The organism is Streptomyces lasiicapitis (assembly GCF_014646335.1).
GTDB classification, from domain to species: Bacteria; Actinomycetota; Actinomycetes; order Streptomycetales; family Streptomycetaceae; genus Streptomyces; species Streptomyces lasiicapitis.
This window is the reverse complement of record NZ_BMNG01000008.1, coordinates 115397-140785: the sequence shown is the minus strand read 5'-3', so window position 1 is coordinate 140785 and position 25389 is coordinate 115397. Positions and strand designations below refer to the sequence as shown.

21 protein-coding genes, 1 tRNA gene and 2 pseudogenes are annotated in these 25389 nt (G+C 70.9%); 15 read left to right on the top strand and 9 right to left on the bottom strand.

What is annotated here, in order from left to right:
• Positions 1-84: 84 nt before the first annotated feature.
• Complete coding sequence (locus IEY91_RS19075; protein WP_164323574.1) at positions 85-1131, bottom strand: carbohydrate-binding protein; 1047 nt, start codon at positions 1129-1131, stop codon at positions 85-87.
• A gap of 202 nt (positions 1132-1333) precedes the next feature.
• Positions 1334-3010: a diguanylate cyclase CdgB gene (gene cdgB / locus IEY91_RS19070; RefSeq protein ID WP_164323572.1), complete on the bottom strand. Its 1677-nt coding sequence runs from the start codon at positions 3008-3010 to the stop codon at positions 1334-1336.
• A 497-nt stretch (positions 3011-3507) separates the two neighbouring features.
• On the opposite strand from cdgB, the gene IEY91_RS19065 reads away from it, so the two are divergent.
• Positions 3508-4086 carry a flavin reductase family protein gene (locus IEY91_RS19065; protein WP_229697105.1) on the top strand — a complete coding sequence of 193 codons (579 nt, stop codon included), beginning with the start codon at positions 3508-3510 and terminating at the stop codon, positions 4084-4086.
• A gap of 114 nt (positions 4087-4200) precedes the next feature.
• Here the strand turns inward: IEY91_RS19065 and arfB are convergent, their stop codons facing one another.
• Complete coding sequence (arfB, locus tag IEY91_RS19060; RefSeq protein WP_164323560.1) at positions 4201-4635, bottom strand: alternative ribosome rescue aminoacyl-tRNA hydrolase ArfB; 435 nt, start codon at positions 4633-4635, stop codon at positions 4201-4203.
• Positions 4636-4920: 285 nt separating this feature from the next.
• On the opposite strand from arfB, the gene IEY91_RS19055 reads away from it, so the two are divergent.
• The 4 genes and pseudogenes from IEY91_RS19055 to IEY91_RS19040 form a co-directional block, all read left to right on the top strand.
• Positions 4921-5496 (top strand): TerD family protein, encoded by a 576-nt coding sequence (locus tag IEY91_RS19055; RefSeq protein ID WP_164323558.1) that lies wholly within the window; start codon positions 4921-4923, stop codon positions 5494-5496.
• 372 nt (positions 5497-5868) lie between these two features.
• The gene (locus tag IEY91_RS19050) at positions 5869-6255 is read left to right on the top strand and encodes a PadR family transcriptional regulator (RefSeq protein ID WP_189174921.1); all 387 of its coding nucleotides are present in this window, start codon (positions 5869-5871) and stop codon (positions 6253-6255) included.
• A gap of 2 nt (positions 6256-6257) precedes the next feature.
• The gene (locus IEY91_RS19045; RefSeq protein ID WP_189174920.1) at positions 6258-7382 is read left to right on the top strand and encodes a hypothetical protein; all 1125 of its coding nucleotides are present in this window, start codon (positions 6258-6260) and stop codon (positions 7380-7382) included.
• Positions 7383-7556: 174 nt separating this feature from the next.
• Positions 7557-8078: pseudogene (locus tag IEY91_RS19040) on the top strand (GNAT family N-acetyltransferase); the annotation flags it as partial.
• Between the two features lie 135 nt (positions 8079-8213).
• Here IEY91_RS19040 and IEY91_RS19035 read toward each other — a convergent pair.
• Positions 8214-9695: a M1 family metallopeptidase gene (locus IEY91_RS19035; protein WP_189174918.1), complete on the bottom strand. Its 1482-nt coding sequence runs from the start codon at positions 9693-9695 to the stop codon at positions 8214-8216.
• Between the two features lie 264 nt (positions 9696-9959).
• A complete protein-coding gene (locus IEY91_RS19030; RefSeq protein ID WP_164328421.1) occupies positions 9960-10517 on the bottom strand; it encodes a GlcG/HbpS family heme-binding protein in 558 nt (185 codons plus the stop codon).
• Between the two features lie 423 nt (positions 10518-10940).
• On the opposite strand from IEY91_RS19030, the pseudogene IEY91_RS19025 reads away from it, so the two are divergent.
• The 6 genes and pseudogenes from IEY91_RS19025 to IEY91_RS19000 form a co-directional block, all read left to right on the top strand.
• Positions 10941-12176 (top strand): annotated as a pseudogene (locus IEY91_RS19025) (sensor histidine kinase); the annotation flags it as partial.
• A 262-nt stretch (positions 12177-12438) separates the two neighbouring features.
• Positions 12439-13179 (top strand): response regulator, encoded by a 741-nt coding sequence (locus tag IEY91_RS19020; protein ID WP_189174916.1) that lies wholly within the window; start codon positions 12439-12441, stop codon positions 13177-13179.
• Positions 13180-13313: 134 nt separating this feature from the next.
• Positions 13314-13814 carry a hypothetical protein gene (locus tag IEY91_RS19015; RefSeq protein ID WP_164328420.1) on the top strand — a complete coding sequence of 167 codons (501 nt, stop codon included), beginning with the start codon at positions 13314-13316 and terminating at the stop codon, positions 13812-13814.
• Between the two features lie 225 nt (positions 13815-14039).
• Complete coding sequence (locus IEY91_RS19010) at positions 14040-15293, top strand: NAD(P)-binding protein (protein ID WP_189174915.1); 1254 nt, start codon at positions 14040-14042, stop codon at positions 15291-15293.
• Positions 15294-15409: 116 nt separating this feature from the next.
• Positions 15410-16441 (top strand): zinc-binding dehydrogenase, encoded by a 1032-nt coding sequence (locus IEY91_RS19005; protein WP_189174914.1) that lies wholly within the window; start codon positions 15410-15412, stop codon positions 16439-16441.
• Positions 16442-16706: 265 nt separating this feature from the next.
• Positions 16707-18095: a GNAT family N-acetyltransferase gene (locus tag IEY91_RS19000; RefSeq protein ID WP_189174913.1), complete on the top strand. Its 1389-nt coding sequence runs from the start codon at positions 16707-16709 to the stop codon at positions 18093-18095.
• Positions 18096-18143: 48 nt separating this feature from the next.
• Here IEY91_RS19000 and IEY91_RS18995 read toward each other — a convergent pair whose 3' ends face one another.
• Complete coding sequence (locus IEY91_RS18995) at positions 18144-18620, bottom strand: GNAT family N-acetyltransferase (RefSeq protein WP_164323540.1); 477 nt, start codon at positions 18618-18620, stop codon at positions 18144-18146.
• Between IEY91_RS18995 and IEY91_RS18990 the strand changes: the two genes are divergently transcribed.
• A complete protein-coding gene (locus IEY91_RS18990; RefSeq protein WP_189174912.1) occupies positions 18619-19674 on the top strand; it encodes an endo alpha-1,4 polygalactosaminidase in 1056 nt (351 codons plus the stop codon). The two genes, IEY91_RS18995 and IEY91_RS18990, sit on opposite strands and share 2 nt — an antisense overlap.
• Positions 19675-19704: 30 nt before the next feature.
• Here IEY91_RS18990 and IEY91_RS18985 read toward each other — a convergent pair whose 3' ends face one another.
• Positions 19705-20562, bottom strand: coding sequence for an aminoglycoside phosphotransferase family protein (locus IEY91_RS18985; protein WP_164328419.1), 858 nt, complete (start codon positions 20560-20562; stop codon positions 19705-19707).
• A 191-nt stretch (positions 20563-20753) separates the two neighbouring features.
• Entirely contained in the window at positions 20754-21590 is an 837-nt protein-coding gene (locus IEY91_RS18980; protein ID WP_189174911.1) for a DsbA family protein, read from the bottom strand.
• Positions 21591-21648: 58 nt separating this feature from the next.
• Between IEY91_RS18980 and IEY91_RS18975 the strand changes: the two genes are divergently transcribed.
• Positions 21649-23058: an NAD(P)/FAD-dependent oxidoreductase gene (locus IEY91_RS18975; protein ID WP_189174910.1), complete on the top strand. Its 1410-nt coding sequence runs from the start codon at positions 21649-21651 to the stop codon at positions 23056-23058.
• 68 nt (positions 23059-23126) lie between these two features.
• Here IEY91_RS18975 and IEY91_RS18970 read toward each other — a convergent pair.
• Positions 23127-23200: transfer RNA gene (locus IEY91_RS18970), tRNA-Thr, on the bottom strand.
• Positions 23201-23411: 211 nt separating this feature from the next.
• On the opposite strand from IEY91_RS18970, the gene IEY91_RS18965 reads away from it, so the two are divergent.
• Positions 23412-24548, top strand: coding sequence for an ABC transporter ATP-binding protein (locus tag IEY91_RS18965; RefSeq protein WP_189174909.1), 1137 nt, complete (start codon positions 23412-23414; stop codon positions 24546-24548).
• 254 nt (positions 24549-24802) lie between these two features.
• Positions 24803-25261: a hypothetical protein gene (locus tag IEY91_RS18960; RefSeq protein ID WP_164323531.1), complete on the top strand. Its 459-nt coding sequence runs from the start codon at positions 24803-24805 to the stop codon at positions 25259-25261.
• The last annotated feature ends 128 nt before the right edge of the window (positions 25262-25389 follow it).

The window sequence follows — 25389 nt, the reverse complement described above, 5'->3', positions numbered from 1 at the left end:
AGGACGAGGCGCGAAGCGCCGACAAGCGGGGGTCCAGGGGGCGGCAGCCCCCTGGTTACGGGAAGGGGCGGGGTTGGGGAGTTCTCACTCCTTGACGTGACCGGCCTTCAGCCACACCCGATCCAGCACGGCATCACACTTGTCCCCCGCCTGGCAGGACACAGACACCGTATTGGTCCCCTTGTTGAGCTGGACGAAGGCGAACGTCTTCGTCCACCCCTTGTCCCAGGCACCTTCCTTGGCCCGGGAGAAGTTGTCCATGTTGAGCTTCCGCCCGGACGCGGTCCCGTTGATGCCGAGCGTGGTCTCAGCGGCCTTGCCGGGAACGGAGTACCCCACGAACACGGTGTAGGCCCCGCTCTTGGGAATCCCGTCGACCGTCCATGTCACCTGCGCCCCGGGCTTGTTGAGCCCGGCGACGTACACCCCGCCCGCGGACTGGGCCCCGTCGATGTCGGAGGCGGTGGTGGTCCCGCCCTCCAGCTTGAGCGCCTTCGCGTCGGACTCGGGCATCTCGGCGTCGGGCTTCTTGCCGTCGTCGCCCTTGGACCCGGTCGGCTTCGGCGCGTCGGAAACCTTCTGCCCCTTGGAGGGCCCGGCCTGCTTCCCGTCACCGTCCCCGTCGTCCCCGCCGAACGTCATGGCGGCCCCGATGCCGACAGCGACCACGGCGACGACAGCGATGGCACCGATGAGCAGCCCCTTGGTGTTGGGCCCCCGCCCGCGCCCGCCTCCGCCACCACCGGCTCCGGCATGCGCCCCGGGCGCTCCGGGCCCGCCGGCCTGCCGCATGGGCGCGGTGGCCCCGTACTGGGCCTCGGGCGCGGCGTAATGGGCGTTGGGCTGCCCGTAGGCCTGCTGCGGCGCCTGCGCGGGCGGCGGGTAGCCGTACCCCGACGGCTGCCCCTGGGCGTGGCCCTGCTGGCCTTGCTGGCCCTGCTGCCCGTACTGCCGCTCGCCGACCGCGCGCACGTGGTTGTACGAGGTCCGCGGGCCCGGGTAGCCGTACCCGCCGCCCCCGGAGGGCGGTGTCGCGCCGGCCGCCTGGCCGTCCGCGTACAGATAGCCGAACGGGTCGTCATCGCCCTCTGGCGCGCGCGGCGTGTGCTCGCCGTTATTGCCGGGCGTCATTCGCAGGTCACTCCCTCGCATCGCGGATGCGGCGAGCCTACCCGCTCCGGGTGACCGCCCAAGGTGACGTTGACTTCATCTGAGACTTCGGACAGGGCGACCGGCGGGCGCGCGGAGGCAGGCCCCGGCGGACGTCTGCCACCGGCACGGCTCACGCACGGCGCCGAGCGCCGCTTTCCCTACCGCGTACGGGAGTTCACGCTCACCCGGCCCGCCGGTGCTGCTTGGCACGGGAACGTTTCTCGATGTACATCCGCTGGTCCGCGGAATGCAACACTTCGTCCGCGGACATCCCGCAATGTGCCCATCCGATGCCGAAGCTGGCACCGACGCGCACGGCACGCCCGTCCACCCGGATCGGCGGGATGATCGCGTTCCGCAGGCGCACCGCGAGGTCCTGCGCGTCGGCCCGGCCGAGCCCGTCGGCGAGCACCACGAACTCGTCACCGCCGAGCCGCGCCACCGTGTCGCCGTCCCGGACGCCGTTCGTCAGGCGGCGTGCGACCTCGATGAGGACGGCGTCACCGGTGTGGTGCCCGAAGCGGTCGTTGATCGACTTGAAGCCGTCGAGGTCGCAGAAGAGGACGGCGAGGCCCTTGGTGCCGTCGTCGGGGTCGGCCTCCTCGGGCGGGGCGACCGTGTGCACGTGGTGGTCGTAGCCCTCGCCGTGCATGCCCGTGTGCCCGCCCATGACCGGGCCGTGGCCGTTGCCGGGGGCGTGCCCCGGCGCGTACAGACCGCTGTTGTCGTACGCCGCGTCCAGCGAGTCCACCGTGGACGGCTGCCCCGCGTGCGGCCTGCGACAGAGCCGGGCGCTGAGGCGGGCGCGCAGCTCGGCGGAGTTCGGCAGTCCGGTCAGCGAGTCGTGCGAGGCGCGGTGGGCGAGCTGCAGCTCACGGCGCTTGCGCTCCTCGATGTCCTCGACGTGCGTGAGCAGAAACCGGGGCCCGTCCGCGGCGTCCGCGACGACCGAGTTCCGCAGCGACACCCATACGTACGTCCCGTCCCTGCGCCCGAACCGCAGCTCGGCCCGCCCGCCCTCCGCCGACGTACGCAGCAGCGTCCCGATGTCCTCGGGGTGCACGAGGTCGGAGAAGGAGTAGCGCCGCATCGCGGACGCGGGCCGGCCGAGCAGGCGACAGAGCGCGTCGTTGGTGCGCAGGATGCGGCCGTGCTGGTCGCCGCCCATCTCGGCGATGGCCATGCCGCTGGGCGCGTACTCGAAGGCCTGCCGGAAGCTCTCCTCGCTGGCGCGCAGCGCCTGCTGCTCGCGCTCCAGGCGGACCAGGGCGCGCTGCATGTTGGCGCGAAGTCGTGCGTTGCTGATCGCGATGGCGGCCTGGAAGGCGTACATCTGGAGCGCTTCGCGCCCCCATGCGCCGGGCCTGCGCCCGTTGCGCGGGCGGTCCACGGAGATCACGCCGATCAGCTCGCCGCCCGACGCCCCGGTGGCGTACATGGGCGCGAAGAGGCGGTCCGAGGGGTGCCACTCGTCCTCGAAGCGGGGCTCGGGGCCTTCGGTGTACCACTGCGGCACGTCGTCCTCGTCGAGGACCCAGCCCTCGCTGTACGGGATGAAGCGCAGGGCGCCCCAGGCCTCGCCCATGGTCAGGCGGCGCTCCCAGGACTCACGCGAGCCGACCCGGCCGGTGATCAGCGCCTCGGCTGCCGGATTGCCCGCGAAGGCGGCGACGACGAGATCGCCGTCCGGGCGCACGAGGTTGACGCACGCCAGCTCATAGCCAAGGCCGTTGACCACGCCGTCGGCGACGGTCTGCAGCGTGTCCGCGAGGCTGCGGGCCGTGTTGAGGTCCGCCACCACCTGATGGAGCTGCCGCAGGGTCGCAAGACGGACGTACGGCTCCGACTCGGTCTCCATGCTCGCTCTCCCCGAGACCTCGACAGCAACTCCAGGATCCGCAGCGCCTTCTGTGTCCTCGCTGAGGCTCCGTGCCCGCCCGCTTCGTCGCGGTGCCCGCACGCTTGATCACGCTCTTGTGCCATCAGCTTCTGTGTCTGTCCGATTGCCACGGTCACTGAATCACAGCGAGCTGCCCACCCGGTACACAGGGTCAACAAAATATGGGCCCTGTGACTCAAGTCACAGGTGAGAGGTCCGATTTGAGACCGGGAGTTGAGGCCAATTTGAGCTATGCGCGGGGGTCCGCGCCAGCCGTGGCCAAGGGGTGACTGTGGCCAAGGGGTGCTCTGGAGAGCTCGTGTGGCCGTGTGGTCGTGTGGCCGTGTGGCCGTGTGGCCGTGTGGTCGCGTGGTCCTCGGTCCTAGGTCTCGCCCTAGGACCGGCCTCGGGCCGGAGGCCGATGCGGAACACTCCGGTCCGCGACTAGCGTCGACAGCGTGGCTGCCGACCTGACCATGAACACCCAGACCCAGACCCTGTCCGTTCCTCGCCCCGCCGGGGTTCATCCTGTGGGGGTGAGCAACGACGAGTTCCGCGCCGCCATGTCCCGCCTGGCCGCGGGCGTGGTCCTGGTGACGGCCCAGGAGCCCTCGCTGGACCCGGACGACCCCAACGCCCCCGCCGTCGAGGACGTCGGGATGACGGCGACCGCGTTCCTCTCCGTCTCGCTCGACCCGCCCCTGGTCATGGTCAGCCTGCGCGAGGGCTCCCGCATGGACGACCTGCTCGCGGAGCAGCCGCTGTGGGCGGTGTCGGTCCTGTCCGAGAGCCAGCGGCACATCGCGGGCCGCTTCGCCATGAAGGGCCGCATCAGCGACCGCCTCCTCTTCGACGACATCCCCTACGTACGCGGCGACATCTCCGGCGCCCCCCTGGTGGGCGGCGCCCTCGCGACCCTCGAATGCCGCACGGAGAAGACGGTGACGGCGGGTGACCACACGCTGGTGATCGGCCGCGTGCTGACGGCGGAGTTGCCGAGCGCGGAGGGCGGGCCGCTGCTGTATTTCAAGGGGCGGTACCGGCAACTGGGGTAGCGGCCCGGCCGGGGTGGGGGTGCCGGCGGGTCTCAGGTGGGCTCGCCTTGGCGGCGGCCGGGGGTGGCCTGGCGGCGACCTCGGGGTGGGGCGACGAGGTGGGGCGGGGTGGCCCTACCCCCAGTCCTTGCCGGACCGGCCCTGCTTGGTCTCCCCGCGCCGCTTCTTCTCCCGCAGCCGCCGCTCGTTGATCCCGCGCGGGATGCGGGTGGCGCGGCGCGGCTTGGGCGGCGGCGCGGTGGCCTCGGCGAGCAGGGCGGCGAGGCGGGTGGCCGCCATCTCCCTGTTCCGCCACTGCGACCTGTGCTCACTCGCCCGTACGCTGACGACCCCGTCCACGAGCCGGGACGCGAGCCGCTCCAGCGCCCGCTGCTTCCACACCTCGGGCAACGCCTCCGTGGCCGCGAGGTCGAACCGCACCTCGGCCTGCGAGTCACTGGTGTTCACATGCTGCCCGCCGGGCCCGGAGGACCGCGAGAAACGCCACATCAGCTCGGCCTCGGGCAGCGAGACGGAGCCACGGATGACGTAGGGGCGTTGACCGGACATGTACACATGGTCCCGTGCCCGGCCCTCTCACGTCACCCTCTTTTCAACACCCGCCTTCCAGCCCCCGACGCAGGCCAGGCACCCCACACGGGCTCCACGCCTCCGCAGCGACACCCTCGTGCGACCCGCAAGTAAAGAACGTAAAGAGAGTCTTCGCCATATGGAACCTTCGATACCCCCCTCGGCGTTCATAGGGGTGTCGGTAGCTTCGTGCCAGCATGAAGCCCGCACAGTACGCAGGTAGTACTCGGTTGTACTCACGCAACTAGGAAGGGACTCCCAACAATGGCTGTAAGCCTGTCCAAGGGCGGCAACGTCTCGCTCACCAAGGAGGCACCGGGCCTGACCGCCGTCACGGTCGGCCTCGGCTGGGACGTCCGCACCACCACGGGCACCGACTTCGACCTGGACGCCTCCGCCATCGCGGTGAACCCCCAGGGCAAGGTCTTCTCGGACGCCCACTTCGTCTTCTTCAACAACAAGGCGACGCCGGACCAGACCATCGTCCACACCGGTGACAACGTCACGGGCGAGGGCGAGGGCGACGACGAGCAGATCAACGTCAACCTGGCGGGCCTCCCCGCCGACGTCGAGAAGATCGTCTTCCCGGTCTCGATCTACGACGCCGAGAACCGCTCGCAGAACTTCGGCCAGGTCCGGAACGCGTTCATCCGCATCCTGAACCAGGCCGGCGGTACCGAGATCGCTCGCTACGACCTCTCCGAGGACGCCGCCACCGAGACCGCCATGGTCTTCGGCGAGCTGTACCGCAGCGGCGCCGAGTGGAAGTTCCGCGCCGTCGGCCAGGGCTACGCCTCGGGCCTCGTCGGCATCGCGCAGGACTTCGGCGTCAACGTCTGATCCTGCCCGGCCAGTCGTCCGACCAGGCCGTCACCTGACTGACAGCCCAACGGACCACCCCGGACAAGGAAGGGCCCCGACCGGACACATCGGTCGGGGCCCTTTCACGTCCCCGCCCACCCACTCACCCCGAAGCCGGGCTGGCCCTCTCACCCCGAAGCCGGGCTGGCGCTCTCACCCCGAAGCCGGGCTGGCGCTCTCACCCCGAAGCCGGGCTGGCGCTCTCACCCCGAAGCCGGGCTGGCGCTACCCCAACTCCCCCACTATTCTAAAATCCCAACTAGTCGAGCCAGCGAAGCACCACCCAAAGCACCAAGCACCAAGCACCACCCGAACCACCAGACGCAGCGACTCGCGAACAGAAGGGCAACCGTGGCAACCGGACCCACCAACACCGCGTGGACGCGAGCCGCCCTGCCCCTCTGCCTCCTCGGCGTACTCGACACCGAGGAGAAGAGCTACGGCTACGCCCTCCTCAGCCGCCTCGCCGACGCCGGCATCGAAGGCGTCAAGGCCGCGACCCTCTACCCCGCCCTCACCCGCCTCGAGGAGGAAGGCGCCGTCGAGATCGAGTGGGGCGCCGGCGAGGGCGGACCCGGCCGCAAGTACTACCGCATCACCGACGAGGGCCGCGCCCGCCTGCACCGCGACCGCACCGCCTGGGCCGCCTTCACCGGCGCCGTCGCCTCCCTGACCAGGACCGACGAGCCCCAGTCCGCACCACCCTCAGCCCACACCTCAGCTCACCCGGGGGAATAGCCATGGCCAAGGACCGCAAGCCGACGCTGACTTGGGAGCGCGAGGCCGACAAGGACTGGGCCGCCTCCGTCGAGATACGCCTCGCCCTCGACCACGACGCCCCCCTCGGCCTCGCCGACGAAGTCCTCACCGAGGCGCACGAACTCGTCCACGAAGAAGGCCGCCCCGCCCGCGACCTCCTCGGCGACCCGCACACCTACGCCCAACTCGTCGCCGACGAACGCATCCCCGAAGAACACCGCGCCCGCATCGACTCCCACGGCCTGACCCCCGGCGAACGCCTCACCGCCTCCTTCGTCTCCGTCGGCATCAGCGCCGCTCTCTACTGCGCCTTCGAGTGGCTGACCGACGGCCTGTGGATCGGCATCGGCTGGCCCTCCGTCACCCTGACCGCCACCGTCGCCCTCGGCGTCGCCCTCACCGGCGCGACCATCGCCACCTGGACCGCCGGCCGACTCCCCGGCGCCCGATGGTTCGCCGCCGCCACCATCGGCGCGGTACTCGCCGGCGTCGGCGTGACGTCCCTCGTACCCGACGGCCAACTGTTCACCGTCCCCGCCCCCGTCCTGATCCTGACCTGCCTCGCAGTCGTCGTCGGCGCCGTGAAGTTCCCCGACACCACCCTCGACAGGTGGTTCACACCCGCCCCCGTCGACAGCGACGACAGCAACGACGACGCCTGGTTCACCCGCCTCGACGGCCTGCTCCGGGGCCGCCACGCCATGCCGTCCGCCCAAGCCCACGGCCACATCCGCGAGGCCCGACACCACCTCGCCTCAACACCCGGCGACGAACGCGCCTCCGATGTCTTCGGCGACGTCGAGGTCTACGCCCTCCGCCTCTCCGAAGGCCCCACCCGAACCCGCCGCTTCGCCCGCCGCCAGTTCTACGGTTCCTGCGCCCTCACCCTCTTCCTCACCGTCATGCTCATCGACAACCTGAGCGACCCCGACCCCTCCCCCTTCTGGCTCGCCGCCAACACGTGTTCACTCGCCGCCATGCTCTGGATCCTGGTCAACGAGTGGCGCGAGTCGACCACCCGCACCACCTCCGACCCCGCAGGCCCCGCAGGCCCCGCGGGCTCCGCGGGCTCCGGCACCCCGACGTCCCCCGACTCCCCGTCGTAGCGCCGCGGCTCACACCCAGGCACGGCCACTTGCCGTCCAGGCACGGGCACAGGTTGTCCAAGCACCGCGGCTCACCGCCCAAGCACCTACGCTCACCGCCCAAGCACGGGCACTGGCCGTCCAAGCACCGCCACCGCACTCACCGCCCCTACCCGGGCGGCTAGCCTGCGCCGCATGATCCTCGAACCGCTTGCGGCCACCACCGACGGCACCACCCCGGGCGACCTGCCCGGCCCCCTCCTCACCGAACTCACCGCCCTCTACGCCTCCAACCACGAGTTCTTCGCCCTCAGCGGTGACTTCCCGGACGCCTACAACATCCGGCCCGAACAGGTCGCCACCGCTCTCGCCGACGAACTCGCCCAACCCAGCGCCGAAGTACTCCTCGGACGCTCCGAAGGCCGGCTCGTCGGCGTCGTCGTCACCCTCGCCCACCACCCCGACCCGGCCGACCCCGACCCGTGGATCGGCCTCCTCCTGGTCGACGCCCAAGTCCAACGCACCGGCCTCGGGCGGCGATTGGCCACCGCCGTCGAAACCCGCTTCCGCTCCGCCGACCGCGCCGCGGTACGCCTCGCCGTCCTCGACAACAACCCGAAGGCCCTCGCCTTCTGGACCGCCCTCGGCTACCAACTCGTCGACCACCGCAAGGACGCTCAACTCGACCGCCCCTGCACCGTATTGCGCAAGCCTCTGTAGGCAGTCCCGCACGGGGCTGTCCTCAGCGGCGCTGCCCCGAGCCGAGCAGTCCCGAGCCGAGCGGTCCCTTGCTCCGAGCGGCGCTGTCCCGAGCAGAGAGGCCCCGAGCGGAACGGTCCCCGCCTGGTGGACTCACGGGTTGTCCGGCTTCCCGTCCCCGTAGAGCCAGTCCGCCCACACCTGCTTCAGTTCTTCACGCGACTCGTCATCGCCCGCGTGCTTCTCGACGTACTCCGTGAAGTCCTTCGTGTTCGCGTTGCCGTGGCGGTATGCCTTCGCCCAGCCCTGGACGATGTCGTAGAACGTGTCGTCGCCGACCGTCTTACGAATCTTGTGAATCACCATCGCGCCCCGGTCGTACACCGGCTCGTCCGAGATGCTCGCCGCGTCCGGCTGCCTCGCCGGCGGGAAGTCCCAGATGGCTTCGTTGTCCTCCTCGTCCTCGTAGTAGTCGCCCTCATACAGCGCGTCGAAGGTGTCCTGCGCGCTGTCCCCTCCGTTGTCCTCCTCCCACAGCCACTCCGCGTAGGTCGCGAAACCTTCGTTGAGCCACATGTCCTGCCATGTCTTCGGCGTGACCGAGTTGCCGAACCACTGGTGGGCCAGCTCGTGCACGAGCGTCGACGTGTCGGCGTCGGAGGCGGGGAACACCGGCTTGGTCTGGGTCTCCAGGGCGTAGCCGAGGTTCACCCGGTCGTCGACGATCGCGCCGGTCGAGGAGAAGGGGTAGTCACCGAAGTTGATTTCCGCCCAGTCCATGATCTCGGGGATCTTCGCCAGGACCTTCTCGGTCTTCTCGTACTTGCCTTCCGGCATCGTCGGGTCGATCGCCGTGAACACCGGGATGCCGGAGTTCGACTTCGACGTCATCGACTTCTTCGTGTCGTACGCGCCGATCGCCACCGTCGCCAGGTAGCTGGCCATGGGCTCGGCGTTGTGCCAGGCGAACGTGGTGCGGCCGTTCGTCGTCGTCTCGTTCGTCAGCTCACCGTTGGAGATGGCCTTCAGGCCCTTGGGCACGGTGATCTCGATGTCGTACACGGCCTTGTCGCTCGGGTGGTTGTTGCCCGGGAACCACGCCATGGAGCCCGCCGGCTCGCCCACCGCGAGCGCGCTCTCCTCTCCCTTCAGCCAGCCCTCCTTGGAGCCATCCGCATCGGTGACCGTCTGCGGTGTGCCGGAGTAGCGGACGGTCGCACGGAACGTCTCGCCCCGGTCGAGGTCGTCGCGCGGACGCACGGTCAGTTCGTCGCCCGCCCGGCTGAAGCGGGCCTCCTTGCCCTCGACGGTGACTTCCTTGACCTCCAGGCCCTTGAGGTCGAGGTTGAAGGCGCTGAGGTTCTTGGTGGCACGGGCCGTGATCTCCGCCGTGCCGGTGAGGTGGCGGGACTCGGGGTCGTAGCCGAGTTTCAGGCCGTAGTGGGCCACGTCGTACCCCCCGTTGCCGAGCTTCGGGAAGAACGGGTCGCGGACTCCTGCGGCGCCGGGTGTGCCGTCCACTCCGCCTGCGGTGCACGCGGTGAGGGCGGTGAGCGTCAAGGCAGCCAAGGCGGCGGGTGCGGTGCGGCGGGCGCGGGGCCCCCTGGTCAGAGGGGCGGTGGCTCGGTAGTTCACCTCTGTGATCCTATGGCCACCACCCCGCGAGACCTTGTCCCAGGTGCCCGCCCCTGACATCCCGGGGGTGGGCACCTGGGCGCTGCTGAGCGGCATGGACGCAGCTGTCCGGGCCGACGGTGTGGGCAGGCCTGCGGCTCGCCCGACCTGGCCGACTCGGCCAGCGCCAAGTCAGCAGCCGAGTAGTCGGCAGCCGAGTCAAGCAGGCCGGGCGAGCCGGTGCGGACACACCGGCCCGGCCGGGCTGACTCGGTCAGAGCCAGGTCAGCGGCCGAGTGCCGCCACTCCCGCCTTCGCGAACTTCTCGTCCTGGTCGCCGCTCGGCGCACCCGCCACGCCTATGCCCGCGATGGGGGCGCCCTTGGCGGTGACCGGGGTGGCGCCCGCGAGGAACAGCGTCCCCGGAATGTCCTTGAGGTTGGGCGTCTGGGCGAGGCGCTTGGCGAGTTCGGAGGTGGGGGCGTTCCACGACACGGCCGTGTAGGCCTTGCGCTCGGCGGACTCGTACGACTGCGGGCCGGCGCCGTCGCCACGCAGGGTGACGATGGTGTTGCCGTTGCGGTCGACGACGGCGACCGTCACGCGCTGGTTCTCCTTCTTCGCGGCGGCCAGCGAGGCCTGCGCGGCCTTGGTCGCGGCGGCGACGGAAAGGTGAGTGGACCCGGTGAGGTTGCGGTCGCTCGCGTCCGCGGTCACCGCGGCCTTGGCGGCGGCGTCCTGCGTCCCGGCCGTGGCCGAGACCGTGCCGAACGTGGCCGCGGCGACCGTGGCGAGCGCTGCGGCCGTGGTGAGGAAACGCGTGCGCGGGGAGAGCTGCTTCATCGACTTCATGTCCGTTAACTCCTGTGCGGATGCGGGATTTTGAGAGTGAGCGGCGAGTCGATCCCGCCACGCAATCCATCGTCCGGCCTCTGCCCGCCCCTTCTCGTCAGCGTTCCGGCTGCCTGCGGCGCGCGCTTCGGTCGACAGCCGTGTCAACCGTTCGGTTGATCCGGGCAGGCGGCCTCACACGCCAGAATGTGAATGTCTTCCCAGTTCAGGCGCGTGAACTCGAGCACGTGCGACGGCCGAAAGGAGGCCAGCGTGGACCAGCACACCGGCGGCCTCGGCCCCGTGGATCAAGGCCGGAGCGGCTCCCACGCCGCGAATCCGGACGCGGGCAACCGCCCGCACGCCGGGAGCGGGCGCGCGGCCGACCTCGACCCCCGCGCCACCGCACCCGAGTCGCGTTGGCTCGGCGCGGTCATGCACACGGCGTTCTTCCTCCTCCTCGCCGCCTCCCTCACCCGCTTCCTCCTGCGCCACCCGGGCGAGCCCCGCACCCCGGGCATCATCGCCCTGTCCGCCATACTCGCTGTCCTCTATCTCCTGGGCCCGGCGCCGGGAGCCGCCCCCAGCACCCGGCGTCCGCTCTGGCTCGGCGCGGTGGTCGGCGCCTGGGCGGTCCTCGTCGTCCTCGCGCCGAGCTTCGCGTGGTGCGCGGTGCCCCTGTTCTATACGGGACTGCGCACGCTGCCGACGCGAGCGGCGCTGGTCCTGGTCACGGCCCTCACCGCCCTCGTGGTCGCCGCGCAGCTCAGACTCGCCGGCGGCTTCGACCCGAACCTCGCCTTCGCACCGCCCGCCGTCGCGGCCGTGGCAACCGCGGTGTTCCTCCACATGCAGCAGCAGACCGCACAGCAGCGCGCACTGATCGACGACCTGATCCGCACCCGGCGCGAGCTGGCCGCCACTGAACGGCGCGAGGGCACACTCGCCGAGCGCCAGCGCCTGTCGATGGAGATCCACGACACCCTGGCCCAAGGCCTGTCCAGCCAGCAGATGCTGTTGCAGGCCGCCGACCGGGTGTGGGACGCAGACCCGGCAACAGCCCGCGCCCACGTCCGGACAGCGGAGGCGATCACGGAACGCGGACTGGCAGAAGCCCGTCGCTTCGTCCACGACCTCGCCCCCGTGGACCTGGCCGACGCGGGCTCCGACGACAGCGATGCCCTGCCATCAGCGCTGAGAACGTTGGCGGAGCGGGAATCGGAGACGGAGTTGGCCGTCCGCTTCCACGCCGAGGGCAAGCGTGTCCCCCTGCCCGGCAGAGCCCAGTCGGCGCTGCTCCGTATCGCGCAGGGCGCCCTGGCGAACGTGCGCGAGCACGCGGACGCGAGCACGGCGGCGCTGACGCTGACGTATCTGGACGACCAGGTGGTCCTCGACATCGCGGACGACGGGAAGGGATTCGTGGTCGCGGCGGAGGGCCGGGGGGCCGCTGCTCCTGAGCACGATCCGGGGGATCCGGGGCCAGGCGCCGCGGACGACGGGCCGGGATCCGGTTCGCGTGAGGCGAGCGGACGGGCGGGACGCGGGCATGGGCTGCCGGCGATACGGGCGCGGGCACGGCAGCTCGGCGGGACATTGACTGTGGAGTCGGCGCCGGGTGAGGGGACGGTGGTTTCGGTGTCGATCCCGCTGTTCGCTGGCCCGTCTCCGGCCTCGGGCCCTACCTCGCCCTCGGCCTCTTCCTCGCCCGCGTCTCCAGCCCCGGACCCGTTGCCAGCCTCGTCCTCGTTGGCTTCCTCCACTCCTTCTTCGTCTCCTTCCTCTCCGTCGGCTTCCTCTCCGTCGGCTCCTTCGTCGTCTCGTTCGCCGTCTTCATCGTCCTCGCCCGCTCCTCCCTCGCCGTCTTCGTCCCCGTCTCCGAGTTCGCCCTCGTCTCCGACTCCGCCCGAGCGGCCGTCATCAGGGAGTGGTCATGAGCAGTAGTACGCCGACGAGCGGCACGGTTCGGCTGTTGGTGTGTGACGACCATGTGGTGGTGCGTGCGGGGTTGCTGGCGCTGTTGGCCAGTGCGTCGGGGATCGAGGTGATCGGTGAGGCGGGGACCGGTGAGGAGGCGGTGGCGCTGGCGGCGAAGCTGGGGCCGGACGTGGTGCTGATGGACCTGCAGCTGGGGCAGGGCATCGACGGGGTGGAGGCGACACGTCGTATCGCGGCTGGGCAGGGGTCGGCCGAGGGCGGCGGTGGCGAAGGCAGTGGCGGCGGCGATGGCGGCGTCAGCGATGACGGCGGTGGGGGCGATGGCGGTGGCGGTGGTGCGACGCCGCGGGTTCTGGTTCTCACGACGTACGACACCGATGCCGACATCACTCGGGCCATCGAGGCGGGGGCGACCGGGTATCTGCTGAAGGCCGAGCGGCCCGAGGAACTGTTTGGGGCGATCCATGCGGCCGCGGAGGGGCGTACGGCGCTGTCGCCGCCCGTCGCGTCCCGTGTGATGGCCCACATGCGGGAGCCGCGGCCCACGCTCACCGCGCGGGAGCTGGACATCCTCGCGCAGCTCGCGCAGGGGATGGGTAATCGGGAGATCGCCAGGACGCTGTTCATCAGTGAGGCGACGGTGAAGACGCACCTGGGGCGGATCTACGACAAGTTGGGGGTGGATACGCGGGCGGGAGCGGTGGCGGTGGCCAAGGAGAAGCGGTTGCTTCCCTGACGGTGTCCGGGAGGACCGCGTGGTCGGAAGGGTGAGGTGGACGGGGAGGAAGGAGGTGCCTGGGGCGTCAGAGGTGTCAGGGGGGCAGCGTTCGGTGTGCGGTGGATGGGGGTGGACGTGGCACCATCGGGCGGGTGCTCGATATTGGTTACGCCCTTTCCCGCCGCTTTCCGGACCCGCCGCAGATGGACTATCGCGAGGCGGACGTTCATGCGCTGCGGCACGATCTGTTCTGCGGGGACGTGTATCTGGCGGACACCAAGGCGGATCGGGAGCTGGGTACGGCGTGGGGGTGGGTGCCGGTGCTCGACTTCGCGTGGGCGCTGTGCGACATCGTCGAGCAGCTGGACAAGGATCCGCTGGGGAGCAGGGCGTCGCGGCCGCAGTACGCCGAGCTGGACTTCACGGAGTCGACGGACCGGATGCTGTTCTCGCGGCGGTTCGGGTGGGTGGACATCGAGGCCGACTGGATGAGGGTGGAGGAAGAGCCGCTCACGTTCTCGCACGGGGAGCTGCGGAAGGAAGCGCGGGATTTCCTGCACGACGTGTTGGCCGACCTCATTGACCTGCATGAGGAGCTGGGGGCGAATCCGGTGATCTGGACGTTGCAGGCGCGGTATCCGCGGGTGGTCTGACTCGCTGTTCGGCGTGAGGGCCGTCTGCGTGAGGGGCCGGGAAGCCCGGGCGCTCGGTGTGGGGCGGGAGCCGTCGGCAGCAGGCAGGGGTGGGCAATCCCAGGCGCCGAGGGGCGGGCAAGTCCCTGGTGTCGGGTGGGGATGTCACATTCGGCCAGGGGTCGTTCGTCGTAAGGGTGACTGCGTTCCCGTGCCCGTGAGGGTCGACAGAGACGGAGGCCGTCCATGGCCCGCGCCACCCGAGCAAACCACTCCCCCGGCCGTCCGCAGCCCCACGTCTCCGTGGTCGGTGGCGGCTTTGCGGGACTGACCGCTGCGATTACGGCTGCGGAGGCCGGGGCGCGGGTCACGTTGTACGAGTCGCACCACACGCTCGGTGGTCGGGCGCGCACGGCTGAGGGGGCGTACAAGACGAATGACGGGCCGCACGCCTTGTACAACGGCGGGCCGCACTGGACGTGGCTGAAGCAGCGTGGGCTGATCGGGGACCTCGCGCCGATCCCGCCCATCGAAGGCACGCGGCTGCGGCTGCGCCATCGGGGCGCGCTGCGTCGTACACCGCCGTTCGCGATGTTGAGGCTGTTGCGGCGGGCGCCCGAACAGGCGCCGGTGGATGTGGACTTCGCGACCTGGGCGGGCGTGCAGGTGGGTGAGGAGGGCGCGCGGGCTGCGGCGCACTACTCGGCGGTGGCGTTGTTCCACCACGACCCCGGGTCGCTGTCGGCGCGGTTCGTGCACACGCGGCTGCGGCGGGCGACGAGGTTTCCGCCGGAGGCGCACTATCCGGTGGGTGGTTGGGGGGCGGTCATCGACCGGATGGCGGGGATGGCGTGGAATCTGGGGGTGCGGGTCGAGACGCTTGCGCGGGTCGACGACATCGGGGAGTTGGCGGCCCGGGGCCCGGTGGTCGTGGCGACGTCGCTCGATGCCGCGCGACGCCTGCTGGGGGACGACACGCTGCGGTGGGAGAGCGGCCGTACGGCGTTGGTCGATGTGGCGGTGCGGACTCGGCGGGGGGATCTGTTCGCGGTGTCGGATCTGGATGCGACGGGGTGGGTGGAGCGGTTCACGGCGCAGGATCGTACGCTCGCGCCCGCGGGTGAGCAGCTCATTCAGGCGCAGATTCCGATCGGGCCGGGCGAGTCCAAGGCGGACGGGGTCGCGCGCGCCGAGCACCTGCTGGACCTCGGGTTCCGGGACTGGCGGGAGCGGGTGACGTGGCGGCGGGCCGCTGTGGCGAACGGCCGCACGGGTGCGTTGGACCGCCCCGGGACGACGTGGCGGGACCGGCCGGCGGTGGATCGCGGTGACGGCGTGTATCTCGCGGGAGACCAGGTGGCGGCCCCCGGGCTGCTGTCGGAGGTGTCGTTCAACAGTGCGATGGAGGCGGTGACGCTGGCGTTGACGGGCAGGGGTGGGTTGGCGGGGGTGAGTCGGCCCGCGGACGGTGCGCCGTGGATTGACCTCAAGTCCGCTTGAGGTTGCAAGGTGGGGTGGGTCAGCAGACTTGCAGATTCGGTCGCACGGTTCGGATGGTTCGGATGGTTCGGATGGTTCGGATGGTTCGTGCGGCCTGTGCCCCGTAGGGAGCTCTTATGCATGCCGTTCGCCTCCATGCCTTCGGTGCCGCCGAGAACCTCACGTATGAGGTGGTCGAGGATCCGCTGCCGGGGGTGGGGCAAGTGCGAATCGGCGTCGCGGCGGCGGGAGTTCATCTGGTCGACACGGCGATTCGTCGGGGTGAGAAGGGGCCGCTGCCGGAGTTGCCCGCGTTGCCGACGATCCCCGGCCGGGAGGTCGCCGGGACCGTCGAGTCGGTGGGCGAGGGGGTGTCCGCCGACTGGCTCGGCAAGCGTGTGGTGGCGCATATCGGGTTCGCGCCCGGTGGGTACGCCGAGCTGACGGTGGTCGACGTGGGCCGGGTGCACGAGCTTCCGCCCGCCATGGGGTTTGCGGAGGCGGTGGCGTTGATCGGGACGGGGCGTACGGCGATGGGCGTCCTGCAGTTCGTGGAGTTGGACGCGCGGTCGGTGGTGGTGATTCCGGCGGCGGCGGGCGGGATCGGGACGCTGCTCACGCAGTACGCGAAGCATGCGGGGGCCACGGTGGTGGGGCTTGCCGGTGGGGCCGCGAAGGTGGCGCGGGTGCGGGGGCACGGGGCGGATCTTGCCGTGGACTACACGGGGGCGGGGTGGCTGGACGAGGTGCGGGGGTTCCTCGCGGGGCTTGGGGACGAGGCGCGAGGACAAGGGCGGGGGCAGGTGCAGGGGGTTACTGCTGTGCTTGATGGGGTGGGTGGGGAGACAGGGCGGGCGCTTGTGGGGTTGTTGGGGGACGGCGGTACGCATGTGACGTTCGGGTGGTCGGGGAACGACGGGCCTGTGGGGTTGGGGGAAGGTGAGCTTGCCGCTCGGGGGATTTCGCAGGTCAATCCGTTGGGGCAGGCGATGTTGGTGAAGGCGGGTGGGGAGAATCCCGTGCGGGTGCTGGAGTTGGCGGCGTTGCGGGCGTACGCCGGGGGGTACTTCACGCCTGACGTGCAGCGGTTCCCTCTGGCCGAGGCGGCGTTGGCGCACCGGGCGCTGGAGTCCCGTGGGACCTACGGGAAGGTGGTCCTGGTTCCGTAGTGCGCTGGGCGTCGGGGCGATGTCGGCGTGGGCTGCGCCCAGGTGCCCAGGTGCCCACGTGCCGACGTGCCGACGTGCCCTGGGCGCCGCGGCGCCCTCGGCCTGAGCGGCCCTTGAGGTCGGGATCCGTCGTGCGGAACGCCTGCCCACAGCGGTGGTGGGCGGAGCCGGGCGAGGGGGCGGGTGGAGCGGATCCCGGGGCGGTAAGGAGCGCCTTGGCGAAAATCAGGTGCTCGGGTGGGATACGGGAATTAGCGTCCGTTATATGGACTCCGCATCCTCTGCCGCCTCCCACCTCTCCACCCACCCCGACCTCTCCACCGGCCCCGACCTCGCCCGCCGCCCCGCCGCCGGCCTCCACCCCCACCTCTCCATCCGCCCCCTCCCCGAGACCGACATCGACCGCGCCCTCGATCTCGCATACCTCGTCTTTCACGACACACCCGAGGAAGAGAAGCGCAAACACCACCACGACCTGCTGCTCGGCTGTCATCGGATCGGCGCGTACGACGGGGACGCGCTGGTCGGCGTGGTCGTCGCGCTCCCGTTCACCGTCTCCGTACCCGGCGGCGAACTCCCCTGCCCCAGCCTGACGTTCGTCTCCGTGGCGCCGACGCACCGCCGCCGCGGCGTGCTCTCCGGGATGATCGCGAAGCTGTACGAGAAGTGCGTGGCGGACGGCCACCCGCTGGCCGCGCTCTGGGCCTCTGAGGACGCGATCTACGGCCGCTTCGGCTTCGGCCCCGCCACCCACGGCAACACCGTGGAGATCAACTCCGAGCGCCCGCTGGCCCTGCGCATCACCCCCGACGACGGCCCCCTGCGCCTGGTCGACCCGGCGGACGCCCCGGCCCTCATCGGCGAGTACTACGACCGCACCCGCACCCGCCGCGCCGGCCGCATCGCCCGCAGTGAGGCGTGGTGGAGCGAGGAGTGGCTGGTGACGGAGGACGAGGAGGACGACGAGCTGTCGCCGCCCCGCGTCGTCGTCCTCGGCACCCGGCCCGACGCCACCCGGCCCGGCGCCACGCAGTCCGGCGCCACGCAGTCCGACGCCACGCAGCCCGACGCCATCACCGGCTACGCCGTCTACCGCACCAAAACCCGCGACGACGCCCCCGGCCTCGTACGCCTCGACGAGCTGGAAGCCGACACCCCGCAGGCCGCCGCGGCCCTGTGGCGCTACCTCGCGAGCATCGACCTGACGGGCGTGATCCGCGCCTGGGGCCGCCCCGTCGACGACCCGCTGCTCCTGTTCGCGGCGGACCGCGACCAGGTCCGCGTGACGGGCCAGTTCCCGGCGCTGTGGATGCGGCTCGTGGACGTACGCGCCGCGCTCCTCGCCCGCTCCTGGGCCGCGCCCGCCGACCTCGTCCTGGAGGTCAAGGACGCCCAACTCCCCGCCAACGAAGGCCGCTTCCGCCTCACGGTGGACGGGGAGCACGCCTCGTACACAGCGGCGTACGACCGCACGGACGCCCCCGCCGACCTCACCCTCGACGTACGCGACCTGGCCGCCGCCTACCTCGGCGGCAACCAGATCACGGCCGTGGTCCGCGCGGGCCTCGCCACGGAACACACCCCGGGCACGGCGGCCACCCTGGACGCGGCCCTGCGCACGGACCACCTCCCGCACACCGTCGACGAGTTCTAGAACGAGGGTTCTAGAGAAACGAGTTATATGAAGCCGGCGCGGGCTCCGTCACCCCGTGCCGAGCTCCGCGAGCGCCCCGTCCGTCAGCCGATACACCGTCCACTCGTCCTGCGGCCGCGCTCCCAACGCCTCGTAGAACGCGATGGACGGCGTGTTCCAGTTCAGGACGGACCACTCGAGGCGCTCGTATCCGCGCGCGACGCAGATCCGGGCCAGCTCGCGCAGCAGCGCCTTGCCGTGTCCGCCACCGCGCGCCTCGGGGCGTACGTACAGGTCCTCCAGGTAGATGCCGTGCACCCCGCGCCACGTGGAGAAGTTCAGGAACCACAGGGAGAAACCGACGGGCCGCCCCGTCGCGTCGTCCACAGCGATGTGGGCGTACGCGGCGGGCCGCTCGCCGAACAGCGCGTCGTGCAGCTGGGCCTCGGTGGCGCGCGCCTCGTGCGGCTCCTTCTCGTACTCGGCGAGCTCACGGACCAGCGTGTGGATCAGGGGGATGTCATCAGGCGTGGCGGTACGAATCATGAGCGCAGCAAGCCATAGGCCACGGCGGCCGGTCAACCGCCGACGCCCGGCGGCCCGCCTCGCCGCCGCCCTGCTCCTCCTGGCGGCCGCCCTGCCGAGCTGCGCGGCCAGCACCCCTTCCGACGCGAACGGCACCCCGTCCGACAAGGACGCCACCCCCTCCGAACAACGCACCCCCAAAGCCCAGCGCACCCCCGCCTGGTGGTCCCCCGAGCCAGGCGAAATCACCGACTGGGACTGGCAGATCAGCGAGCCCTACGACCTCTCCGCGCCCCGCCAGATGTACGACATCGACCTCTTCGACCTGGCCCCCAAGGGCTCCCGGCTCCGGTACGCCGACGGCCAGGTCATCGACGTACCGGCGGGCCCACTGGCAGGGAAGATCGACGAGCTGCACGCCCGCCGCCCCCGCCCCGTGGTCATCTGTTACGTCGACACGGGCGCGTACGAGCACTACCGCCCCGACGCGTCCCGCTTCCCCGGCCACGAGAAGGACAAGAAGGCCATCCCGAACCGCCCCCACGCCCCCGCCGAGGACTCGGTGATCGGGTGGGACACCGGCTGGTCGGGCGAGCGCTGGCTGGACATCCGCGAGGGCTCGCGGGCCGCGTTCGCGGAGGCGGTCTGGGCACGGTTCGACCTGGCGGAACGCATGGGCTGCGACGGTGTGGAGCCCGACCAGAACAATCCGCGCGGCAACGACCCGGGCTTCCGTATCCCGCTCGCGGACCAGCTGTCCTGGTACCGCGAGGTCGCGCGGCAGGCGCACGCGCGCGGCCTGTCCGTCGGCATGAAGAACGGCCACAACGAACCGGGCACGGCGGCGCGGCTCGTGGACGACTTCGACTGGGCGCTGCCCGAGGAGTGCGTGGAGTTCGCGGAGTGCGGGGAGCTGAAGCCGTTCGTGGCGGCGGGCAAGGCGGTGTTCGCCGTCGACTACAGGAAGTCGGTGGCCGATCCGGCGAAGGCCTGCCGTACGCAGCGCGAGCACGGCCTGGACGGCCTGATCAAGAACGAGCCGCCGACGGGGGCGTACCGAAGGGCGTGCGACTGAGGCCCGCCAAGCCCCGGCGCCAGCCGGTGCTCAGCGCCCCAACAACCGCCGAGCCACCTCCACATGATCCGCCGGCAACGGCCGCCCGTCCTCGATCTCCCAGAGCGCGTTCTGCAACACCCGCCCCAGCGTCCACGCCCGCGCCCGCTCCCGGTCGAGCCCAAGGACCTCGGTCATCGCGTCGAACCGCCACAGCACCTCGTCCGCCTCGAAGAGGTTGTCGAGGGCGGGCCAGAGGTCGAAGCCGGGGTCGCCGGCGAGGGGCTTGGGGTCGATGGCGAGCCACGGCTCGCGGTCGGCGGCGAGGACGTTGTCGAAGTGCAGGTCCCAGTGCAGGAGCCGGTCGCCGGGCTCGCCCACGACCTCGCGCACGGCGTCCGCGCAGCGCGCGATCAGGGCCCGCTCGGCGGGGTCGCGGAGGGCCTTCAGGGCGGCCGGGGTGTCGTCGAGCATCTGGCCCGCGATGTCGCCGAGGGTGCGCATGCCGGGTGGGGCGGGCACGGCGGTGAGGCGGGCGAGGAGTTCGGCGATGACGATGATCGCCTTGCGGGTCTCGGCACGGCCCGCTTCGGCGTACGTCGACAACTCGGCGCCGTCCTTGGCGCGTTCGAGCAGCATGGTACCCGTCTCTGCGTCGTGGTCGAGCAGCCGCACCGCGCCGTCGCCGTTCCAGATCCGCAGGCCGACCGGCTCGCCCTCGGTCTCCTCGTCGAGGACCTGGAACTTCACGACGGCGCCGCTCCCGTCGGCCCGCCGCACGGGCAGCACGAGCGCCGCCATGCCGTACATGGAATCGCCGACGACCTCCAGCTCCCAGCGGTCGACGAACTCCGCGACCCGCGCGGGCAGCGCGGCGATGAAGGCGCGGCCCGGCTCACCCGCGTACATGTACTGGGACTGGACCAGCTCTTCGGGAACCTGGATGTCGATCACGCGACAGACGTTACCCAGGCACCTCAATCACCACATGCGATTTGTTTCGGACACCGCTTATGCCGGGAAAACCGTGGCGAAACACCACATAGAACCCCACATAAAGCCGCGCAGGAAACCCCTCACGAAGCCCCGCACGAGGACCTTCAGGAAATCCCCGCGTCCTTCAACACCTTCCTGAAGTCCCCCTCCACATACAGCGCCTCACTCGCCACCTTCTTCCCGTCCACGACGACGGTCGGCGTCCCAGTCATCCCGTCCTTCTCGAAGGACTCCATCGCGATGCCGACCCAGCTCTTGTACGTCCCGTTGGTGACCGCCTTCTTGAAGGCGCCGTCGCGCAGACCGACCGTGTCGGCGATCTTCAGCAGGAAGGCGGGCGTGAACGCGTCGTCGCTCTCCTCCGGCTGGTTGGTGAAGAGCGCCGAGTGGAACTGCGGGAACTTGTCCGACTCCACGGCGGCCCGCAGGGCGTTCGCGGCGTTCACCGAGCCGCTGCCGCCGAGGTTCTTGTCGAGGAACGAGGCGATCGTGTACTCGACCTTCACGTCACCGGCGGACAGCGGCGCCACCAGGGCCTGCGCGCCGCTCTCCTCGAACTTCTTGCAGACGGGGCAGCGCGGGTCCTCGTACACCTTGACGGTGTGCTTGGCCGACGGCTTGCCGACCGTGATCACGCCGCCCTTCACGGTGGCGGGCACCTTGGCCAGCCGCGAGGCGGAGACCGGCGGAACCTTGGCCTCCGGAACGACCTCCGGGGACGCGGACGGCGAGGCCCCCTCGGACGCGGACCCCTCGGACGCAGCGCCCGCCGACGGAGAGTCCGACTCCAACCGCCCCTCCGACCCCCGGGACTCCGTCACCTTGCGGCTCGCCCCCTTGCCGTCGTCGGAGTCACCGGAGTCACACGCGGTGACGGCGACGCCCAACAGCGCCACGGCGGCCACCGATGCGACCACGCGCCCGGCCTTGCGTACGGCCATGAACAGTCCTCTCCAAGGGGTCCCGAAAAGCGGTCCCGAAAGCGTAACGTCCCACCCCATGAGCAGCACGAACACCGTGAACGGCGGCATCTCCCACTGGTACGCCGACGACGGCCTCCCCACGGCCCGTGAACCCCTCGCCGGCGACACGACGGCCGACGTGTGCGTAGTCGGCGGCGGCTACACGGGCCTGTGGACCGCGTACTACCTGAAGAAGGCCGCGCCCTTCCTGCGCATCACGGTCCTGGAGCAGAAGTTCTGCGGCTACGGCGCCTCGGGCCGCAACGGCGGCTGGCTCTACAACGGCATCGCGGGCCGCGACCGGTACGCCCGCCTGCACGGCCGCGACGCCGCCGTCCGCCTCCAGCAGGCCATGAACGCCACCGTCGACGAGGTGATCCGCGCCGCAGCCGAGGAGCACATCGACGCCGACATCCACCACGGCGGCGTACTCGAAGTCGCCTACACACCCGCCCAGTTGGCCCGGCTGAAAGCCTTCCACGAGGCGGAACTCTCGTACGGGGAGAGCGACCGCACGCTGCACGGCGCCCGTGAGACGGCCGAGCGTATCCGCGTCGCGGGGGCCGTCGGCTCCTCCTGGACGCCGCACGGCGCCCGGCTGCACCCGGTGAAGCTGGTGAAGGGCCTGGCGGCGGCCGTGGAGGCGCTCGGCGTCACGATCCACGAGTCGACGCCGGTCACGGAGATCCGGCCCAAGCACGCCGTCACTCCGTACGGCACGGTCCGCGCCCCCTACGTGCTGCGCTGCACGGAGGGCTTCACGGCCGCGCTCAAGGGCCAGCGCCGCACCTGGCTGCCGATGAACTCCTCGATGATCGTCACCGCCCCGCTGCCCGCCGACGTCTGGGACACCATCGGCTGGGCGGGCCGCGAGACGCTCGGCGACATGGCGCACGCGTACATGTACGCGCAGCGCACCGCCGACGACCGCATCGCGCTCGGCGGCCGGGGCGTGCCGTACCGCTTCGGCTCGAAGACGGATACCGCGACCAACCCAGGCCGCACGCAGCCCGCGACGATCGAGGCCCTGCGCGAGCTCCTGACCCGCTTCTTCCCCCAGCTCACCGGCGTACGGATCGACCACGCCTGGTCGGGCGTCCTCGGCGTACCGCGCGACTGGTGCGCCACGGTCACCCTGGACCGCGCCACGGGCCTCGGCTGGGCGGGCGGCTACGTGGGCTCGGGCGTCGCGACCGCCAACCTCGCCGCCCGCACCCTCCGCGACCTGGTCCAGTCCGACTCCGGCCAGTCCGGCCCCACAGACCTCCTCTCCCTCCCCTGGGTAAACCACCGCGTCCGCAAATGGGAACCGGAACCGCTGCGGTGGCTGGGGGTACACGGCATGTACGCCACGTACCGCGCGGCGGACCGGAAGGAACTGACGTCCCACACGGCGGAGGCCCCGCGGCGGGCACGGCTGGCGGACCGGCTTTCGGGCCGGGCGTAGCCGCCGACAGCGAAGGGAACAAACGAAGGCCCCGGCACCTCTCAGGTGTCGGGGCCCTCGTCGTCCTGAGCCCCCTGTCGGATTCGAACCGACGACCTTCGCTTTACAAGAGCGGCGCTCTGACCAGCTGAGCTAAGGAGGCGCGCACGCCCAGGTACTGCGGACGTGCCCGTGAAGTGTAACCAACAGGAACGGTCCGGCTGTCGAAAATTTCGTCGAAGGTCATGGCGCCTCGGCTACTGACAGACCAACGACCTGCGGGGTACGGTCACGGACAGTTCACCCACGTGGACTAGACCCATCCTTTACTCGGATCGTCCGGCACGTTCCTGCCGGTGAAGGGGGCCCTCACCATGGCCACTGTTTCGTTCGACAAGGCGACCCGGATCTACCCGGGTTCCACCAAGCCCGCCGTCGACTCTCTCGAGATCGAGATCGAGGACGGCGAATTCCTCGTCCTGGTCGGCCCGTCCGGCTGCGGCAAGTCCACGTCCCTGCGCATGCTCGCGGGCCTGGAGGACGTGAACGCCGGCGCCATCCGCATCGGCGAGCGCGACGTCACGCACCTGCCGCCCAAGGACCGGGACATCGCCATGGTGTTCCAGAACTACGCGCTCTACCCGCACATGTCCGTCGCCGCCAACATGGGCTTCGCGCTCAAGATCGCGGGCGTCGGCAAGGACATCATCCGGCAGAAGGTCGAAGAGGCCGCGAAGATCCTCGACCTCACCGAGTACCTGGACCGCAAGCCCAAGGCCCTCTCCGGCGGCCAGCGCCAGCGTGTGGCCATGGGCCGCGCCATCGTCCGTGAGCCGCAGGTCTTCCTCATGGACGAGCCGCTGTCCAACCTCGACGCCAAGCTCCGTGTGTCGACGCGTACGCAGATCGCGAGCCTCCAGCGCCGTCTCGGCATCACGACGGTGTACGTCACCCATGACCAGGTCGAGGCCATGACGATGGGCGACCGGGTCGCCGTACTGAAGGACGGCCTGCTCCAGCAGGTCGACTCGCCGCGCAACATGTACGACCGGCCGAACAACCTCTTCGTCGCCGGGTTCATCGGCTCCCCCGCCATGAACCTCGTCGAGGTCCCGATCACCGACGGCGGCGTGAAGTTCGGCAACTCGGTGGTGCCGGTGAACCGCGAGGCGCTGTCCGCCGCCGCCGACAAGGGCGACCGCACCGTCACGGTCGGCGTCCGGCCGGAGCACTTCGACATCGTCGAGACGAACGGCGCCGCCGCGAAGACCCTCTCCAAGGAGTCCGAGGACGCCCCGGCGGGCCTCGCCGTCTCCGTGAACGTCGTCGAGGAGCTCGGCGCCGACGGCTACGTCTACGGCACCGCCGAGGTCGGCGGCGAGCAGCGGGACCTCGTGGTCCGCGTGAACGGCCGCCAGGTCCCGGACAAGGGCGCCCAGCTCCACGTCGTGCCGCGCCCGGGCGAGATCCACGTCTTCTCGACGTCGACGGGCGAGCGCCTCAGCGACTGATCTCCGGAGACCGGATCCCCGGAGACCACTTTTCCTACGGCCAAGGGCCCCGCACTCCGGTGCGGGGCCCTTGGCCGTACGCCAAGAACGCGGGACACGGCTCACCCCTCCCACGACCGTGTCGACAAATACCCCGGCACATCGGTCATTTCGATCCGCGTACGTCAACGTGCAAACAGCCAAACAACTTTCCTGGTCACCCGACCGGGTGACTAAATGTCGCCAAATCATCACCTAGCGCTACTCTCACTCGCGTGACGCACTCCGCCAACCACACCCAGAAGTCGCGCCGGGGCCACCGCGGCCCCGGCCGCCGCATCGGGCGCACGCTCGCCCTCGTCCTGCCCGTCGTCCTGGTGCTGTCCGGCACGCTCGCGGTCACCCGGGTCAACTGGTCCGGAAACGCCTCGGATTCGGTCCTGACCGCGTCCGCGGGCGACCTGTCCGCACCGGCCAAGTCCCGCGCCCCGCAGGACGTCCTGCGCGACCGGCTGCTCCTCGAGCTCCAGGAGAAGGACCCGGGCGTCGCCCTCACGCAGCTCCAGCAGGAGGTCGACCGGCACCCGTCGCTCGCCAAGCACTGCGTGTCCATCGCCCGCGCCCTCGGCCGCGCCGCCGTCCGCAAGTACGGCCCGACCCGCGCCCAGTCCTACTCGCGCCCGGTCTGCGACACGGCCTTCGCCACGGGCGTGGCCGCCCACCAGAACGGCTGAACCTGGTGTGGCCGCCACCCACCCCCGGGGCGGCCACACGCGGAACAGGACCGGCAGGGACCGAGAGACCCGGCAGAGACCCGGCAGGGGCCCATAAGGACCGCCCAGGCCCGCCCAGAGCCCCCCCG